The sequence below is a fragment of the Rhabdobacter roseus genome, from assembly GCF_014202275.1.
Lineage (GTDB): Bacteria > Bacteroidota > Bacteroidia > Cytophagales > Spirosomataceae > Rhabdobacter > Rhabdobacter roseus.
Map to the genome: position 1 here is coordinate 155584 of NZ_JACHGF010000002.1, position 17184 is coordinate 172767.

Below are 17184 nucleotides of genomic sequence, written 5' to 3' on the forward strand. Positions count from 1 at the left end.
ACATGCGAACGAGTAAAGCGCTCGCCAAATGGCGCGCGGGGGTACCTGTGCTGGGAGTCACGCTTCATTTCAACGACCCCTCGGTGTACGAACTGACCAGCCTGCTGGGCTTTGACCTGATCTGGATGGACCTGGAGCACCACGCCCACAGCCTCGAAACCGCCGGAAACCTCATGCGCGCCGCGCGGGTAGGTACCAGCGACATCCTGGCCCGGCCCGCCAAGGGAGAGTTTACGCGCACGGCCCGGCTGCTGGAAGCGGGCGCGCAGGGGATTCTGTACCCACGCTGTACCTCGGCCGACGAAGCGGCGGAGCTGGTACGCCACGCCAAATTTGCGCCCCTGGGGCAGCGGGGACTGGATGGGGCCGGGCCCGACATGCCCTACGGCCTCCTGAACCTGAAGGAGTACCTGGCCGCCGCCAACCGCGAAACCTACCTCATTGTGCAGATCGAAGACGCTGAAGGCCTGGCCAACGCCGAAGCCATTGCCCGCGTCGAAGGCGTCGATATGCTCTTTTTTGGACCGGGTGATTACAGCGTCGAAATGGGCTTTCCGGGGCAGTTTGACGACCCTCGCTACCAGGAGGCATTGGACGAGGTAGCCCGCGCGGCCCGCGCCGCCGGAAAGTGGTGGGGTACGCCCTGCTTCTCGACCGCCCACGCACAACAGCTTCTGGATCAGGGTGCCATGCTCATCACGCGTTCCAGCGATATCACGTTGGTACGCCTGGCCTTTCAACAAATCCAAAAGGACTTTACGGCGCTGGGCCTGGGCTTCGGTGCCTAACCATTTTTCAAGTACCCTACTTACATCACACTATATAGACTCCAGGTACCTCTGGGCATGACGCCCAGAGGTACTTTTGGTTTACAGGCTCGTCCCGATTTTCAATCGGAGACGGGTTCTGAATAGCGTTTTAAACGCGAATTGATACAATCCCCATGTGGCTAGTAAAAGGTACTTTTATCAGAATAAATCAACCGGCGTACTGGTAAGAGGCGCGGGAAGCAGTCTTTTAGGAACGGAGCCAGGTACCTGGCTCCTCAAAGTACCTACCTAACCTTTTTCCGGCCTTTTTTACCCATGAAGAAAATTGCGTTTCTACTACCTCTCCTGGCTTGGCTGCTGGTACTTCAGGTACCCGCGCTTGCCCAAAAAGAGTACCTTGACCAAAATACTAAAGTACCCGCGCACCCACGCCTGCTGCTGCTGAAAGGCGAGGAAGCGGCCATCCAAAAGACCATAGCCGCCGACAAAACCTGGGAGAAAATGCACCAGGCCATCCTGACCGAGAGCGACGCCCTGCTGGAAGTACCCCCCGTGGAGCGCATCCAGATCGGGCGGCGGTTGCTGGACAAGTCGCGCGAGGCGCTGCGCCGGATTTTCTTTCTATCCTACGCCCACCGGCTGTCGGGCCAGGATAAGTACCTCAAGCGGGCCGAAAAAGAGATGCTGGCCATTGCCGCCTTTAGCGACTGGAACCCCTCACACTTCCTCGACGTGGCCGAAATGACGATGGCCCTGGCCATTGGCTACGACTGGTTGTACGAGAAACTTCCGGAAGCCTCGCGCCGCACCATTCGGGAGGCGATCCTGAAAAAGGGCATCGAGCCTTCCATGGACCCCAAGCACAACGCGTGGCTGCGGGTGAGCCACAACTGGAACCAGGTCTGCAACGCGGGCATGACCTACGGCGCCCTGGCCATCTACGAAGACGAGCCCGCCCTGGCCCGGCGGGTCATCAACCGCGCCATCCAGACCATCGTGCTGCCCATGGAAGACTACGCACCGGGCGGGGCCTACCCCGAGGGCTACGGCTACTGGGGCTACGGCACGAGCTTCAACGTCATGTTCAACAGCGCCATTGAGAAGGCCTTCGGCAACGACTTTGGCCTCAACGCCCAGCCCGGCTTTTTACAAACCGGCGGGTACCTGCGCAGTATGACCGGCCCCACGGGCGTCTCCTTCAACTACTCCGACGCCGGCGGTGGTGGTGGCCTGCACCCGGCTATGTTTTGGTTTGCCGAGAAAGCCAAAGACCCGTCGCTGCTGTGGGTGGAGAAGGATTTTCTGATGAACCGCCCCACCGACCGTCACCTGCGCGACCGCCTGCTGCCCGCCATCATGATCTGGAGCGCGGGCGTGGGAATGGATAAAATCACGGCTCCCAAGGATAAAATATGGGTAGGAGCGGGCAAAAGCCCCGTGGCGCTGATGCGCACGTCCTGGACCGACCCGAACGCCATCTACCTGGGCTTAAAAGCGGGCTCGCCGTCGGTGAACCACGCCCACATGGACATCGGCTCCTTCGTGCTGGACGCCGACGGCGTACGCTGGGCCATGGATTTCGGGGCCCAAAGCTACGAGTCGCTGGAATCCAAGGGCATGAATATCTTTGGCCGGGATCAGAACGCCCAGCGCTGGACCATTTTCCGCTACGTCAACCAAACCCACAATACCCTCACCATCAACGATCAACTGCAACGCGTAGCGGGCGACGCGCCCATCACGGGCTACTCCGATGCGCCCAACTACCTGAGCGCCACCACCGACCTGACCCCCGTCTACAAGGGGCAACTGGCCCGCGCCCAGCGCGGCGTTGCCATCGTGGACCAGCAGTACGTCGTGGTGCGCGACGAGCTAGAAGCCCTATCCGCCGAAACGACCTTGCGCTGGACGATGCTCACGCCCGCCGACGTGAAAATCGTGGGTAAAAACAAAGCCGAGCTCACCAAAGATGGCAAGAAGCTCATCCTGGAAGTACAGGAGCCCGCCACCATCACGATGAAAACCTGGTCTACCGAACCCACCACCGACTACGACGCCCCCAACCCCGGTACGACGCTGGTAGGTTTTGAAGCCAAACTACCCGCCGGAAGCAAGACGGCACTGACGGTACTGCTTGTACCCGAAAAAGCCAAAGCCCGCAAAAAGGTACTTCCGCTGGCCCAGTGGAAGCAGCAGTCCCTACCTACGCGCTGACGCTACCCGCGCTGACCCCCATTTGTCATGGGGCGTCGGATCAGTTAGCGTTTCCAACGCTTTCCAACACTATAGAATAACCCGGCCTTCCCTCGTGGAGTGGCCTGGTTATTCCTTTTTTGGAGTTTTGGCGTTTTATGAAATGAGGGGGTAAATTTGTTTACAACAAGCAAAAACCCCTAAGGGGTGAAATAAATGCCACCCCTTAGGGGTTGTACAATGCTTGTAAATGTTGATGCTATCATCATGACATCCCTTCGGGATTTTTTAAGAATACGCAAGTACCTCGTTTCCAATTCCTCCGCTGAGCGTAGCCGCCAACTACGTTCCGACACCACTCGGTCATGAGCCGTCGTTAGAGAGTCGGGCCGTCCCGTTCGCTACTTTTTCTATTCCAATGTCCCTCTCTGTGATAAATGTTACTTTTTAGCCGGGAGCTGGGTGTGATCTTTGTAGCGTAAAAGCAAACCAAGATTCATGGAACTGTTCGGGTATATCGCTTCGCTCTTTATTGGTATTTCGCTGGGACTCATTGGCGGGGGCGGGTCTATCCTGACGGTGCCGGTGCTGGTGTACCTGCTGGGTGTCGATCCGGTGCGGGCCACGACCTACTCGCTTTTTATCGTGGGCGTAACGAGCCTGCTGGGTACCTGGCCCAAGTATCGGCACGGCCTGGTGGATGTCCGCACGGCCCTGGTGTTTGGGGGACCTTCCATCGTGGCCGTTTATGCCACGCGCAAGTACCTGCTGCCCGCCCTGCCAGAGGTACTTTTCCGGCTGGGGGAAGTCACGATCAGCAAGCCGGTCTTCATCATGGTCCTTTTTGCGGGGCTCATGCTGGCAGCCTCCGTTTCGATGATCCGCGAAAAAACCGAAGACTGCGTCGACTGCGACGACGAGCTGCGCTACAACTACCCCATGATCCTGCTGGAAGGTACTTTGGTGGGGGCGCTAACGGGCCTGGTGGGGGCGGGGGGCGGCTTCCTGATCATCCCCGCGCTGGTGGTGTTCAGTAAACTATCCATGAAAAAAGCCGTGGGTACTTCGCTGCTCATCATTGGGGCTAAGTCGCTGATTGGCTTCACCGGCGACCTCACCCACACTACGCTGGACTGGCAACTACTCGGCACGGTGACGGGGCTGGCCTTGGTTGGTTTTGTTGTGGGGAACGTACTCTCCCGAAAAGTACCCTCCCGAGGACTCAAAAACGGCTTCGGTTGGTTTGTGCTGGTGATGGGTGCGTACATTTTGGTGCGGGAACTACTTCTGCAATAGCCTGATAAAATTCTTCCCGCAGCGTGACATTGGTCACTGACTCCCGACGCGTAGCTGCCGAACTTTGTATAGAAGTTAAGCAAAATCGTCTTCCTACATATTAACGCAATAAACCTATGAAAATCGAACAAATCTATACGGGCTGCCTGGCGCAGGGTGCCTACTACCTCGAAAGCCAGGGCGAGGCGGTGGTCATCGACCCGCTGCGCGAAGTAGAACCCTACCTCAAACGCGCCGAGAAAGACGGCGCTACGATCAAGTACGTCCTGGAAACGCACTTCCACGCCGACTTCGTGTCGGGCCACCTGGACCTAGCCGCCAAAACCGGTGCCACGATTGTGTACGGCCCCACGGCCCAGCCGGGTTTTGCCGCCCACGTAGCCGAAGATGGAGAGGTACTTCGGGTAGGGGCCGTGACGATCACGGTGCTGCACACGCCCGGCCACACGATGGAAAGTACCTGCTACCTGTTGAAGGACGAAACCGGCCGGGAGGTGGGCCTCTTTACGGGCGACACGCTGTTTATTGGCGACGTAGGTCGTCCCGACCTGGCGCAAAAAGTAGTGGCCGACCTCACGCAGGATAAGCTGGCGGGGTACCTGTACGATTCGCTCCGAAACAAGATCATGCCGCTGTCCGACGCGCTCATGGTGTACCCGGCCCACGGCGCGGGCAGCGCTTGCGGCAAGAACATGAGCAAAGACACGACCGACACCCTGGGCAATCAGAAGAAATTGAATTACGCCCTGCGCCCCGACCTGACGCGCGAGGAATTTATTCAAGAAGTGACCGATGGCCTCACGCCCCCGCCGGGCTACTTTCCCGAAAACGTGCTGATGAACATCAAGGGCTACGACAGCATCGACGAGGTGCTGGCGCGGGGTACCCAGGCGCTGGCTCCGGAGGCCTTTGAAGCGGCCGCTCAGGAGACGGGAGCCCTGCTGCTGGACACGCGCGACGCCCAGGTATTTGCCCGGGGTTTTATACCGGGCTCCATCAACATCGGCATCGACGGGAGCTTTGCGCCCTGGGTAGGTACCTTGGTGCCCGACATCCGGCAGACGATCCTGCTCATTACGGACGAAGGCCAGGAGGAAGAAGTTGTGACGCGCCTGGCGCGGGTGGGCTACGACCATACGCTGGGGTACCTGAAGGGGGGCTTTGCGGCCTGGGAGCAGGCGGGCAAGGCCGTAGATACGCTGGAGTCGGTGTCGGTAGAAGAGATGATAGACCGGCTGCAGCATGACCCTACGGCTACGATCCTGGACGTGCGCAAGGCCAGCGAGCACGCATCGGAGCACGTGCTGGGTTCGGAGAATATCCCGCTCGACTACCTCAACGAGCACCTGGCCGAGATCGACAAAGGCAAGACGTACTTTGTACACTGCGCGGGCGGTTATCGCTCCATGATCTTCAACTCGATCTTGCGGGCCAGAGGCTACCACAACCTGATCGACCTGCGCGGTGGTTTTACGGCCCTGAAGGCCTCGGGTCTGGTGGCTGTGAGTGAGTACGTATGCCCCACCACGATGCTGTAAGCCAAGTACCCCCACGGTCTGAAGTGGGGGTACTTTATACCAATCAATACCCGAAACATAATCCTTACATTCTCATGAAAGCAAACCTGAGTAATCCCGACCGCATCTGGCGTATAGTACTAGCCGTAATCACCGTGGTGTTGTATGCCACGGGCGTGACTACGGGTCTGGAAGGTATCTTGGTGATGGTAGCCGGAGGCATTTTACTGCTTACTTCTTTTGTAAATTATTGTCCGTTGTATGGTTTGTTTGGCGTCTCAACCAAGCGTAAAAAATAGCGATATGGGTATCTTCTCGGGCTTGTTTGGCCCCAAAATCAATCTGAAAGAGCTGGCCCGGCAAGGAGCGCTGCTGGTCGACGTACGCTCTCCGCAGGAGTTTGCCGAGGGGCACGTAGCGGGTAGTATCAATATCCCGCTGGGTACCCTGGCCAGCCGCGTGGCCGAGCTGAAGGCCAAGGGTCAGCCCGTGATCACCTGCTGCCGGAGCGGAGCGCGCAGCGGCATGGCCAAAAGCATGCTCGAAGCCGCCGGCCTAGAAGCCTACAACGGTGGGCCGTGGAATACTCTCCAGGCCAAGCTACGATAACCAGGTGGTACTTCAGGTTTATGAAAAAGTACCTTTTGATCCTGGCGGTGATGGTGGTGGGGCTGACGGTGCTGGCCCAGCCTCACCACAACGCCTGGCTTAGAGCTACCGGCAGTGTACCCTTGGCTGAAGGCTGGAAGGCCGACGCGGAACTCCAGCACCGCCGGCAAAGCGGCTGGGGAAATACCCGCCCCTGCCACGAGCCTCTACTGAGTTCGCTGCGTCTGTGGGTACATTATACGCCAAATTCGCCGAACCCTACCTGGCAGTTGAGCGCATCGCCGGGGGCTTACTACCGGCTATACAAGCTCATTACCTCGGCGGAAGACGCCAATAAAGTACCTATGCAGGAGTTTCGGGTGTCAGCCGCCATTGCCCGGCAGGATCTCCTCGCTCGGGCGCTCTTTTTGACCAACCGCACCGCCCTGGAGTACCGTTTCTTCGATCAGCTCTTGCCCGTGCTGCGGCTACGCCAACGGCTGGGCGTACGGTATGACCACGCTGCGGTTTCGGTGGCGGTTTATAATGAGTTGTTGACCAACCCGATGGGGGTACCAACCGGCCATTTTTTTGATCACAATCGGCTGGGTGGCGGCGTGCAGTGGCGGGTTGAACGGCACCTGGAGGTAGAGGCAGGGTACCTGTACATTCATCGCCTACCCCTTACCAATCTCGAAATGCTCCGGGAGCGGAATTTTTTTCTAAACCTCACTTACCGGTTTGTCCGCTAGGTTGGGGTACTTTTGGTTGGGGAGGTTGCGGGAGTAATGTATAGAATTGATGGTAGTTTTTAAAAGATAACGCGAAAGTATGAAAGCATTCGTAGCTCAAAAAGGCTGGCTGTGGGTAGCCGGGGGAGCCTTGCTCGGCGCGGTGGCGGGGTACTTGTACTACCACTACGTGGGCTGTACCTCGGGGAGCTGCCCCATCACGTCGCGCCCGCTGCCCAGTACCCTTTACGGAGCGGTGCTCGGCGGGTTGCTTTTTAGTCCTTCAAAAAAATAGCGATAAGGTACTTGGGAAGAGCCAAGTACCCTATAAAGTACCTCAGGAAGGGGTACTTTGGGATTAGTAGCATGCAGCGTATTTCATTTCCCTACTTGAAGAATCCGAAAAGCTCCGCGAAGTACCAGCGCGAACACCACGCTGCCCACGAGGAGGTCGGGGAGGCTGGATTTAGTCCATAGCACGAGCAGCCCGGCCACGATGACGCCCCCGTTGATGATGATGTCGTTGGACGTAAAAATCATACTGGCCCGCATGTGGGCTTCCTGGCTTTTGGCTTTTTGCAGCAGGTACAGGCACAGCCCGTTGGCGATGAGGGCCGCCACCGACACCCCAATCATGGTGGTGAAATCGGGTGGTTGTTCGGTGCCCAAAAAGCGCCGAAGTACCTCCCCGAAACCCACCAGCGCCAGGGCGATCTGGAAGTACCCCGCCAGCCGGGCAATGGCTTTCTTGCGGGCCAAAGTACCTCCCACGGCGTACAGGCTAATGGCGTACACGAAAGCGTCGGCGAGCATATCGAGGCTGTCGGCCACCAGGCCCATCGACCGCGACAGCAGGCCGGTGGTCATTTCGAGCACGAAAAAGGCAAAGTTGATGACAAGTACCGCCCAAAGTACCCTACGCTGGGTTTGGTGCTCCTCCCCAAATTCGCGCTGCTCGGTGGATTCGGTCCGCTGCCGTTGGGTGCCCAGGTTCAAGGCCTCCATCGACTTTTCGATCAGCTCTAGCTGGCCCTCGTGGTAAACGGTCAACTGGCGGCGCTCCAGGTCGAAGTCTAGTTTTTTTACTTCCGAAATAGGATTGAGCTTGATCCGAATCAGGTTTTCTTCGGAGGGACAATCCATTTTAGGTACTTTGAAAAGCGTTTTTTGCATACAGCAGCAGGCGCAGGTGAGGCGTAAAGTTAGGCGGGAGAATCCGTAAAAAAAGCCCGTAGTGTGTCGTGTTGTTTAAGGTTCTCCAAAGCGTGCCGCGACAGGGGCTTGGTCAGGAAGCCAATCACCTGCGGGAATGTCTGGGCCTGCTCGCGGTCCGACTGGTCAATGGAGGACGTCACGACGCAAACCCGAATGCGAGCCTGGACGGGTACTTCCTGGATCGCGGCCAAAAACTCCCAGCCGTTCATAACGGGCATGTTGATATCCAGCAAAATCAGAAATACCGTTGCGCCGTCATCCTGTTGGCAAACGACCTCCAGAGCCTCGGCGCCGTTGACGCACACCAGGGGCTCGGCACTGAGGGCCGCACGCGTGACGAGTGCTTTGTGCAGCACGATCATGACGGGATCATCATCCACCAAAAGTACCTGGAGTTTCATCACGCTGCATAGCTGTTTTTATTTTAACTGGGCCGATTTCTCGACAATATCATGAATTATCTCGTCAAGTTCATGGATCGAGTTACATAAATGATCAAGTACCTCCTGCTGTGACCAGGGATTGCTGTCCTTATCTTTCAATACTTCCACGAGCGCCATGATGCGGGCCACCGGGGCGCGAATGACGTGCGACTGGATCCAGGCGATTTCGCGAAGCTTGTCGTTTTGGAGCTGGATTTTGTAGGCGCTTTCCTGGACCTTGGTAATATCCCGAAACGACGCCAGGCTCCGGATGGCTTTCCCCTGTTCGTTTCGCAAAAAGATGGCTCTGTGCTGGATGATGGCGCTCTCGCGGTTGGCTTTCATAAAGCGGTATTCGGAATGGAAAAGCTCCTGCGCAGGGTCCTGGAGAGCCTGCCGGAGCTCCTGCAACACCCGGTCTTTGTCTTCGGGATGGATGTTGTCGGACCATAGTCGATTGTTATGAATTGCCAAATCGTACCCAAACAAATCGTGAAAACCTGGCCCCCACTCCACGTGGTTGGCTTCGATGTCCCAATCCGAGATGGCCTCGTTGGAGGCCTTCAGGACCAGCTTGTAGCGCTCGTTGCTGAGTTGTAGCTGCTGGGCCTGCTGTACGGCCTCCGTAATGTCCCGGGAGTTGGCCACGATTCCCCCCACGGCCGGTTCGTCCAGCAGGTTGGTGGCCAGGGTCGTGATCCAATGCCATTGGTTAGCTGCGTCCCTAAAACGGAAAGGCGAAATTTGCGTTTGCCGCACATGTTCCAGCGCTTGAAATTGTCGAAGTACCTGCTCCTGATCGTCGGGGTGGATGAATTCAAAGGCATTTTTGCCCACCAAATCCTCAGGCCTCATGCCCAGGTAGGGAATGGTGGTTTCGCTGACAAAGAGATAGTTGCCGGAGGTGTCAAGAATCGAAATGAGATCCGATCCTTCCTGAACCAGGGCTTTGAAGCGTTTTTCGCTGGCTAAGAGGGCCTGCTCCTGCTTTACTTTCTCGGTAATGTCCGTAACCACGGTCAGGTGCAGACCGGGCAGGATGTGGGGCTGGGCGTTAAAGGCCCCCGTGATCACCGAACCGTCTTTCCGAAATAGCTGCGTGACGCCTTGCTGGATACCTTCTTTCAAAAAGGCCTGCCAAACTTCCAGAAAGGGAGCGGTGGGGTCAGCAATTTTAAACAGCTGATCAACGCGCAATTGCCGGAGTTCGTCAGGGGTGTAGCCCAGCAGCGTGGTGGCCACTCGGTTGAAATCCAGCAGCTGAGCCTGGTCGTTGGCCAGGAGAATGGCATCCTGGGTGTGTTCAAAGACCGCCTTGAAAGTTTGGTCGGTTTTTTTCTTTTCGGTAACGTCCATGATGACACCGTCGATCCATAACAGCTCACCCTGCTCGTCGTAGATTCCCATCCCTTTTTCTTCCGCCCAGATAATACTGCCATCGGCGGCCTGGAGGCGGTAGTTGAGCTGAAATACCTGCCGGGCCTTCAGAGGTACGTACAGATCGTAGGTAAGGGCGAGGTCATCGGGGTGGATGATACTGCTGAAGCTCCGGCGCTGGTTGTTGATAAAGTCGCTGGCGGGGTAGCCCGTCATGCGCTCCACTTCGTCGCTGATAAACTGCATGGTCCAGGTTTCGTCCGGTAGGCAGCGGTAGGTGATGCCCGGCAGGTTGCTGATCAGGGACGCCAGCCTCTGCTCACTTTCTTTCAGCGACTCTTTGGTTTTTTGTTCTTCCACCGTCATGGCCAGGTTGCTGGCGATGGTCTGAATAAAGCTTTGCTCGTCATCAGACCACTGCCGCTGGCTGCGAAAGTCATCGAACCCAATAAAGCCGTGAAAAGTACCTCGTATGTACAGCGGCACAATCAGGAAAGAGAGAATGCCCTGCTCCGTCAATAAGTCTTTGAGTTGGTTTTGGGGTAAATCGTCTACCAGCGCCCAGAAAGGCTCGTTTCTTTGCTCCCAGAGGGGTTCCAGGTATAATTTAAACAGCTGAACGGGGTTTTTCTGGAGGTCCGAATCACGAAGGTTCGTCTTGATGTCAGGCTGAGTCCAGTCGATGCGTTTTTCCGGAAACTCAGGCCCGGAGGAGGCATCAGCACGGTATTCAAAGTAGTACACGCGGTCGGACTCCACGGCCTGGCCTACTATTTCGAATGCTTCCACTAGCACGCATTCCCAGTCTTCGCTTTGCAGGAGCACCGAGTTGAATCGGCTGATGGCTTCCAAAAGCCGGGTTTTGTTCCGTAGGGTCGTTTCGTCGATTTTTTGCTGGGTAATATCCTGAATGGTTCCGTTCAGCTTGGCGGGCGTGCCCGTGCCTTCGTTGATCAGGTTTACCCGTTGGTGAATGTATTTTAGGGTTTGATTGGGGGTAACAATTCGGAATACCATGCTCTGCGAAGGAAAACGGCTCAGCTCATGCAGGTTATTCACCCGGATGAACGGGCGATCCTCCGGATGAATCGTTTCCAGAAATGCCTCCGGAGACAAAGGCCCGCCCTGGGGCGGAAGCTCCCAAATGGCGTACATTTCTTCTGACCAGTATATAGCACCCGTTTTTAATTCGTATTCCCAGTAGCCCAGGCGCGCCAGCTCCTGGGCGGTTTCGAGCCGTGCGTAGGCTTCTTCCAGTTGCTGGGTGGCTTGCAGCCTCCCGGTGATGTCATGGGCCAAGATCAATTCACACTTGGTGCCGAAGGAGTAGATGATGTTACTCAGGATCTCGACGTGGATCACATCACCGTTTTTTTTCTGGTGTCGGTAGGTACCCGACGTGAAAAGCGTGGTATGCTGTCGTACCCGCGCCACGGCGTCTTCCAGTTGGGGTACTTCTTCGGACGGGCGAATATCGCGGATCGTCATGGCCAGAAACTCGTCGCGCGTGTAGCCATAGTGCCGTACGGCGGCCTCGTTCACGTCCATAAAGCGCAGGTTTTCTACCTCGTATACCCACATGGGTTGGGGACTCAGCTGGAAGAGGTCCCGGTACTTTTTTTCGGATTCTTCCAGCTTCAATTCTGACTCCTTTTTCTCCGTAATGTCGGTTCGGAAAGCCATGAATTGGTACGGGGTACCTGCCTCGTCCAGGAAGGGTACAATGGTCATCTGCGCCCAGTAGTGCGAGCCACGTTTGGTTTTGTTTTGAATCTCTCCCTTCCAGACTTGCCCCGCCGAAATGGTGGTCCAGATCTGGGCAAAAAAAGAAGGCGGGTGGTAGCCCGAATTCATGATATTGTGGCTTTTTCCGATTAACTCTTCCTGAGTATAGCCCGAAAACCGACAGAAAAGATCATTGGCAAAAATAATAGTACCCGCCGGGTCGCTCACTGAAACCATATTGGCCTGATCGAGGGCATATTTGTAGTCCATCAATTCCTTTTGGCTTTTTTTCGCCGAAAGCGAAGGGTAGGAGCGGGTGGCCTGCGCCGGGCAGCCGTCGAGCGTATGGATGATCCAAAGTACCTCGCCGTTGTCGCCCAGCACGGGGCTGTGTACTACCTGCTGCTCGGGACTTTCCAAAGTACCCCTTAGGAAATAGGTATGGGACCGGCCCGTTAGCAGTACTTGCCGGAGGGAAGCGAGCAGGGTTAGATCCGAAGTACCTCCGTCATGGCCCCAGGCAGGGCCGTGCGTTGCTAATACAGGCTGACCCAGCAAAGTACCCTCCTCCAGCTGGCTTAGCCCCAGGTAGGCCGCGTTGGCCGCCACGATGGTAAAGCCCGATGTCTCGGGCCGTATGATCAGACTTGGACTAGGGAGTGCCCGAAAAATGGAAAGGTACTGCTGGTCGCTGATCATGAAAAACGTGAGTAGGGGTGTATGTGTTGGGCGAAGTTACTGCTTTTTCCTTAAGTAGGTACTTGCCTCCGTATGAACCAGGTACCTGTACCCGTACCCGCCGAACGTTGAGCGACCCGGGCCTGGGGTTGACGAGCGATCAGGGAGCCACTACGGGCTGCGTCCAGGCCGTTTCCAGGTCGCCTTGCTCGAAAGGATTTTCCTGTAATTTGGTCGAAATAATTTTGGCCCGTACGTACAAATCTTGCGGGCGAAGCCGGTAGCTGGCCCAGGTACCTTTCACTTCCTTCAGAAGTACCCGCGTCCGGGCGGGGCCCGCCCCCCAAAACTGAATGGTATAGTCCACGCCGGGGATAGGGGCTACGCGCACATCGAGTTTTTTTCTACGAAACCGCACATCCTTGAGCAGCACGCCCGTGGTAGCGTAGAAGTCACCCCGCTCCATGGCTTCGATGAGGGCCTCGGGCGTGAGGGCGGCGGCCCGCACCATGATCCAGCCCCGGCCGGGGTTGCTGAGGCCTACTTTGTATTCGAGGTAGTTGTGGGAGTCGTCGGTGGCCAGGCCGTAGAGCAGCGGTTTGCCGTCTTCGAGGTACTTGATCAGCAGCCGGTCCCAGAGCTCTTCCATGCCCAGGGTGGTGGAGTCGCCGTAGTTATGAACGTGCGGGTGGCCGTTGTATACTTCAAAAAAACGCTCACCGCGCAGCGGGTACATGTCTTCAACCTTGACGGCCCAGCCGAAGTTGGGGTGGTTGAGGTGCGGAAGCATGGGCTGTCCGGTTTGGTCGCGCTGGCGATACACGGCGTCCAGGTTGTTTTGCATCACGTCGGTTACGCTGCGGCCCCCCTGCGGCGGAATCAGCTCCTGCACGTTGACGGCGTTCAGGTGGATGGGCTTGCCCTCAAACTGGTCGGTGATTTCCTCGGCCTGAATGATCAGGAACTTACCTTTTTCTTCAAAAAGCGGACGGTACTCTTCCAGGGTTTTGAGCCGCACGCTGATCTCCCCGGTGGAGTCGGTCCGGTAGTTGACCCAGCTTTCGCCGTACTTTGTCAGGTACTCCCGAAAGCCCCGCTGCCGAAACGGGTGCGCGGGTATCTTCTTCCAAAATTCTTTATTCGCCAGGATGTTGTGGTCCGAGAGGGCAATGAAATCGTAGCCCCGCGACTTGTACCAGTCCATGATCATTTCCGGAAAATCATCGCCGTCGCTCCAGTAGGAGTGGGTATGGGTATTGCCCTTGTACCAGGTGGTGGCTTGTTGGCCCCAGGCTTGGGTCATCAGCAAGCTTAGGTATAAAATCCCTGCTGTACGCATGATCATAACGGGTTGTTCTAAAGGTGAAAAGTACGGATTATGATGCAAGGCCCCAAGGTACTTTCCTTTATCCAGGGGTAGTACCACGCGCCTTCCGGTCTGCCAAGTACCTCTCAGGCGCGTCCGGTTCCGGGCTCCGGAGCCACAGGTACTTTGGCAAGGCTGCGGGCACGGGTACCTTCATCATTGTATTTCTGTTTTTTGGACGAAAATACAAGGCAGGTACCCCGAGGCAAAAGGGAGAGGTACCTGCCTTTCTTTTTGGAAAGTGGGTCAAGGCCGGATGATGGTCCCGTCGGCGCGGCGTACCTGCCAGTTGGACTTGGTGCCAATAGGGTACTTGGCGGCCTCTTTTTCGTTGATGTCGACGCCCAGGCCGGGTACTTCGTTTACCGACATGTAGCCGTTTTTCATGGTAGGACAGCCGGAAAATACCTCCTGCGTGCGCTCCGAGAAATTCACCGCTTCCTGAATGCCGAAGTTCCAGACGGCGAGGTCGATGTGGGCGTGGGCGGCATGGCCCACGGGTGAGACGTCGCCCGGGCCATGCCAGGCCGTACGAACGTTGAACCACTCGCCCAGGCGGGCCACCTTCATGGCGGGCGTAATGCCCCCGATCTGCGACACGTGGCAGCGGATGTAGTCAAACAGGTGCTGGACCATCGGTTCCTTGAACTCGTTGATGTTGTTGAACAATTCGCCCATCGCAATGGGTACGGAGGTACTTTGGCGCAGCTGACGGAACCAGCTCATGTTTTCGGGCGAAAAGGGGTCTTCGATAAAAAAAGGTTGGTAGGGCTCCAGCTGCCGGATGAGGTTGATGGCGTCCATGGGCTGTACGCGCTCGTGGATGTCGTGCAGAAGCTCCACGTCGTCGCCGCAGCGCTTGCGCACCACGTCGAACATTTTCGGGACCGACCGCAGGTACACGCGTTCGTTCATGTAGTTGTCGGTTTCGCCCCCAAAGTTCGCCGCCTTGAAGTCCGGCGCGGCGGTGTTGGTGCCCACGGCTCCGTAACCGCCCTGCTGTATACGTACGTACTTATAGCCCTGGTCCATGATCCGCTGGGCGCTTTCGGCCACGGCTTCGGGCGTGGTACCATTGGCGTGGGTGTAGCACGGAATCGCGAAGCGGGCTTTGCCGCCCAGAAGCTGGTACACGGGCAGGTTGGCCCGCTTGCCCTTGATGTCCCAGAGGGCCTCGTCGAGGCCGCTGAGGGCGTTGTTGAGCACGGGGCCGTTGCGCCAGTAGGAGCTCACATACACCGACTGCCAGATGTCCTCGATGTTGTCCACGTCCTTGCCCTGGCAGAGCTCGTTCAGGTAACTGTCGATGGCCGTCACCACGGCGACGGCCCGCTGCGTAAAGGTAGCGCAGCCGAGCCCGTACAGGCCGGGTTCGGAGGTTTCTACCTTCACCACCACGAGGTTGGAGCCCTGCGGGGCGGTGGCAATGGCGCGCACGCGCTTGATCCGGACGGGTGCCAGGCCGCGGGCGTAAGCGGGCGTTTCGGGGGTAGCCTGGGCGGTGGGCAGGCCCGTCAGCAGGCCCAGCGCGGAGCCCAGGCCGAGCTGTTTGAGGGCGGTGCGGCGGCTGGTGTTTTCGGTGGAGCGGGAGCGCGTGGTCATGGGTCGGTAGGGTTTAAGAGGTACTTTCCAAAAAAGCCAGCCGTAGGCTGATTCTACCACTCCCGGCCTGAGCAGGTACCTAAAAAGAAGTCAGTCATAAGAATTTCGGGTAATTCAAAGGATTCAACGGGAGAAATGGCCCACCCCTGACTTACTAGAAAGGATACAAGGTACTTTCGGAAAAATCATTGACGATATGAAAAACGACCACCGCATCAACCTGATCAAACTGAGTACGGTACTCCTGCTGCTTGCCGGGCCGACACTCTGGGCTCAGCCGGTGCTGGAAACCGGCGGACAACCCATGCCCGATGAGTGGATCGATAAAACCACGGGGCACAAAGTGATCCGGCTCACCAAAAGGCCGGGCAACAACATGAGCTTTTATTTCCATAACCGGCCTTTTGCCGGCAATACGATGGTTTTCTACGGCACCGACTACCTGAATACCGCCCGGAACGACTCCGTGAAACAGGAAACCGGCAATATACCGGCCCTCAACAAGCAGTTGTACAGCGTGGATCTGAAGACGCTGGAGGTCCGGCAGCTTACCTTTCAAAAAAGCCCGATGAACGGCGAGATCGTCGCGCCGCAAAGCAGGCTGGTGTACTACCAGGTGCGGGACAGCGTTTTTTCAACCCACATCGACACCCAGGAGACTAGGTTAGTGTATGTGTTTCCGGAGGGTTTCAAAGGAAGCATCACGACGCTCAACAGCAACGAAACCCTGCTCGCCGGGGCCTGGACCCAGCCACGGGATAGGGGACAGAACAGGAGTAACCCGGGCAGACCCAGCACCTTCGACCAGATTTATGAGGCCCGCGACCCGCGGACTCTGTTTACCGTTGACGTCAAAACCGGCGAGCTGCAAAAGGTATTTTCGGACAGCGCCTGGCTCAACCACGTTCAGTTTTCGCCCACCGTGCCGTCCCTGTTGATGTTTTGCCACGAAGGTCCCTGGCACAAAGTCAACCGCATCTGGACCATCGATGTGAATACCCGTGATACCACGCTCGTACACCGCCGCACCATGGACATGGAAATTGCCGGACACGAGTGGTTTGGTCCCGACGGCCGAACCATCTGGTATGATTTGCAGCAGCCCCGGGGTGCTACTTTTTTTGTAGCGGGCTTTGATACCCAAACGGGAGAGCGAAAAAAATATGCGCTGACGCGAAATGAGTGGAGTATTCATTTTAATTTATCCCAAGACCAAAAGCTCTTTTGCGGCGACGGCGGCGATCCACGCCAGGTAGCGCGGGCGGAAGACGGGCAATGGATCTACCTCTTTACCCCCGACGGCGACCGGTTGAAGTCCCGGAAGCTCGTGAACATGCAGCACCATAACTACCGGCTTGAGCCAAACGTACACTTCAGTCCGGACGGCCAATGGGTGATCTTCCGGGCCAATTTTGAAGGCCATACCGAGGTGTACGCCGTAGCCCGGGAAAAACCAAAAAAGTAGCTTTCTATGCCGCGCGGTGGTGCGTAGCTTCTTTAGAAGCGGTATTTATTGTTTCGTAAATAACTGATTGTCAAAAAAATTTCATGCTATATCATCCTTTCTTGTTTTTTTGTGAGGCATCACTTTCTTAGTATATACTAGGGTCTATCTGAAAATTAACCCCAAAGGGGTGCCAGGATTATAGCAGAGTATAAGACAGCAACACGCCCGAATCCCGTAGGGATGACATAGAACTTTAC

15 protein-coding genes are annotated in these 17184 nt (G+C 56.8%); 10 read left to right on the top strand and 5 right to left on the bottom strand.

What is annotated here, in order from left to right; genetic code table 11:
• Positions 1–2: 2 nt before the first annotated feature.
• The 8 genes from HNQ92_RS05615 (at position 3) to HNQ92_RS05650 (ending at position 7390) form a co-directional block, all read left to right on the top strand.
• On the top strand, positions 3–788 hold the full coding sequence (locus HNQ92_RS05615; protein WP_184172064.1) for an HpcH/HpaI aldolase family protein: 786 nt from the start codon (positions 3–5) through the stop codon (positions 786–788).
• A 297-nt stretch (positions 789–1085) separates the two neighbouring features.
• The gene (locus HNQ92_RS05620; RefSeq protein WP_184172066.1) at positions 1086–2984 is read left to right on the top strand and encodes a heparinase II/III domain-containing protein; all 1899 of its coding nucleotides are present in this window, start codon (positions 1086–1088) and stop codon (positions 2982–2984) included.
• Between the two features lie 477 nt (positions 2985–3461).
• Positions 3462–4259 (top strand): sulfite exporter TauE/SafE family protein, encoded by a 798-nt coding sequence (locus tag HNQ92_RS05625; protein ID WP_184172068.1) that lies wholly within the window; start codon positions 3462–3464, stop codon positions 4257–4259.
• A gap of 116 nt (positions 4260–4375) precedes the next feature.
• Positions 4376–5797, top strand: a complete 1422-nt coding sequence (locus HNQ92_RS05630; RefSeq protein WP_184172070.1) for an MBL fold metallo-hydrolase — start codon at positions 4376–4378, stop codon at positions 5795–5797.
• Positions 5798–5871: 74 nt separating this feature from the next.
• A complete protein-coding gene (locus HNQ92_RS05635) occupies positions 5872–6075 on the top strand; it encodes a YgaP family membrane protein (protein WP_184172072.1) in 204 nt (67 codons plus the stop codon).
• 4 nt (positions 6076–6079) lie between these two features.
• Positions 6080–6385: a rhodanese-like domain-containing protein gene (locus HNQ92_RS05640; protein WP_184172074.1), complete on the top strand. Its 306-nt coding sequence runs from the start codon at positions 6080–6082 to the stop codon at positions 6383–6385.
• A 20-nt stretch (positions 6386–6405) separates the two neighbouring features.
• Entirely contained in the window at positions 6406–7116 is a 711-nt protein-coding gene (locus tag HNQ92_RS05645) for a DUF2490 domain-containing protein (RefSeq protein WP_184172076.1), read from the top strand.
• A 79-nt stretch (positions 7117–7195) separates the two neighbouring features.
• Positions 7196–7390, top strand: coding sequence for a DUF6132 family protein (locus HNQ92_RS05650; protein ID WP_184172078.1), 195 nt, complete (start codon positions 7196–7198; stop codon positions 7388–7390).
• 83 nt (positions 7391–7473) lie between these two features.
• Here the strand turns inward: HNQ92_RS05650 and HNQ92_RS05655 are convergent, their stop codons facing one another.
• The 4 genes from HNQ92_RS05655 to HNQ92_RS05670 all read right to left on the bottom strand — a co-directional run bounded on the left by HNQ92_RS05655 (position 7474) and on the right by HNQ92_RS05670 (position 13815).
• The gene (locus tag HNQ92_RS05655) at positions 7474–8268 is read right to left on the bottom strand and encodes a cation diffusion facilitator family transporter (protein ID WP_184172080.1); all 795 of its coding nucleotides are present in this window, start codon (positions 8266–8268) and stop codon (positions 7474–7476) included.
• A 29-nt stretch (positions 8269–8297) separates the two neighbouring features.
• A complete protein-coding gene (locus HNQ92_RS05660; RefSeq protein WP_246439864.1) occupies positions 8298–8711 on the bottom strand; it encodes a response regulator in 414 nt (137 codons plus the stop codon).
• Positions 8712–8729: 18 nt separating this feature from the next.
• On the bottom strand, positions 8730–12533 hold the full coding sequence (locus tag HNQ92_RS05665) for a PAS domain S-box protein (protein ID WP_184172084.1): 3804 nt from the start codon (positions 12531–12533) through the stop codon (positions 8730–8732).
• Positions 12534–12672: 139 nt separating this feature from the next.
• Positions 12673–13815 carry a CehA/McbA family metallohydrolase domain-containing protein gene (locus HNQ92_RS05670; protein WP_184172086.1) on the bottom strand — a complete coding sequence of 381 codons (1143 nt, stop codon included), beginning with the start codon at positions 13813–13815 and terminating at the stop codon, positions 12673–12675.
• 59 nt (positions 13816–13874) lie between these two features.
• Here HNQ92_RS05670 and HNQ92_RS05675 point away from each other — a divergent pair, with 59 nt between their 5' ends.
• Positions 13875–14138, top strand: coding sequence for a hypothetical protein (locus tag HNQ92_RS05675; RefSeq protein WP_184172088.1), 264 nt, complete (start codon positions 13875–13877; stop codon positions 14136–14138).
• Here HNQ92_RS05675 and HNQ92_RS05680 read toward each other — a convergent pair.
• On the bottom strand, positions 14125–15480 hold the full coding sequence (locus tag HNQ92_RS05680; RefSeq protein ID WP_184172090.1) for an enolase C-terminal domain-like protein: 1356 nt from the start codon (positions 15478–15480) through the stop codon (positions 14125–14127). The genes HNQ92_RS05675 and HNQ92_RS05680 overlap by 14 nt on opposite strands.
• Before the next feature lie 196 nt (positions 15481–15676).
• Here HNQ92_RS05680 and HNQ92_RS05685 point away from each other — a divergent pair, with 196 nt between their 5' ends.
• Entirely contained in the window at positions 15677–16945 is a 1269-nt protein-coding gene (locus HNQ92_RS05685; protein ID WP_184172092.1) for an oligogalacturonate lyase family protein, read from the top strand.
• Positions 16946–17184: the final 239 nt, after the last annotated feature.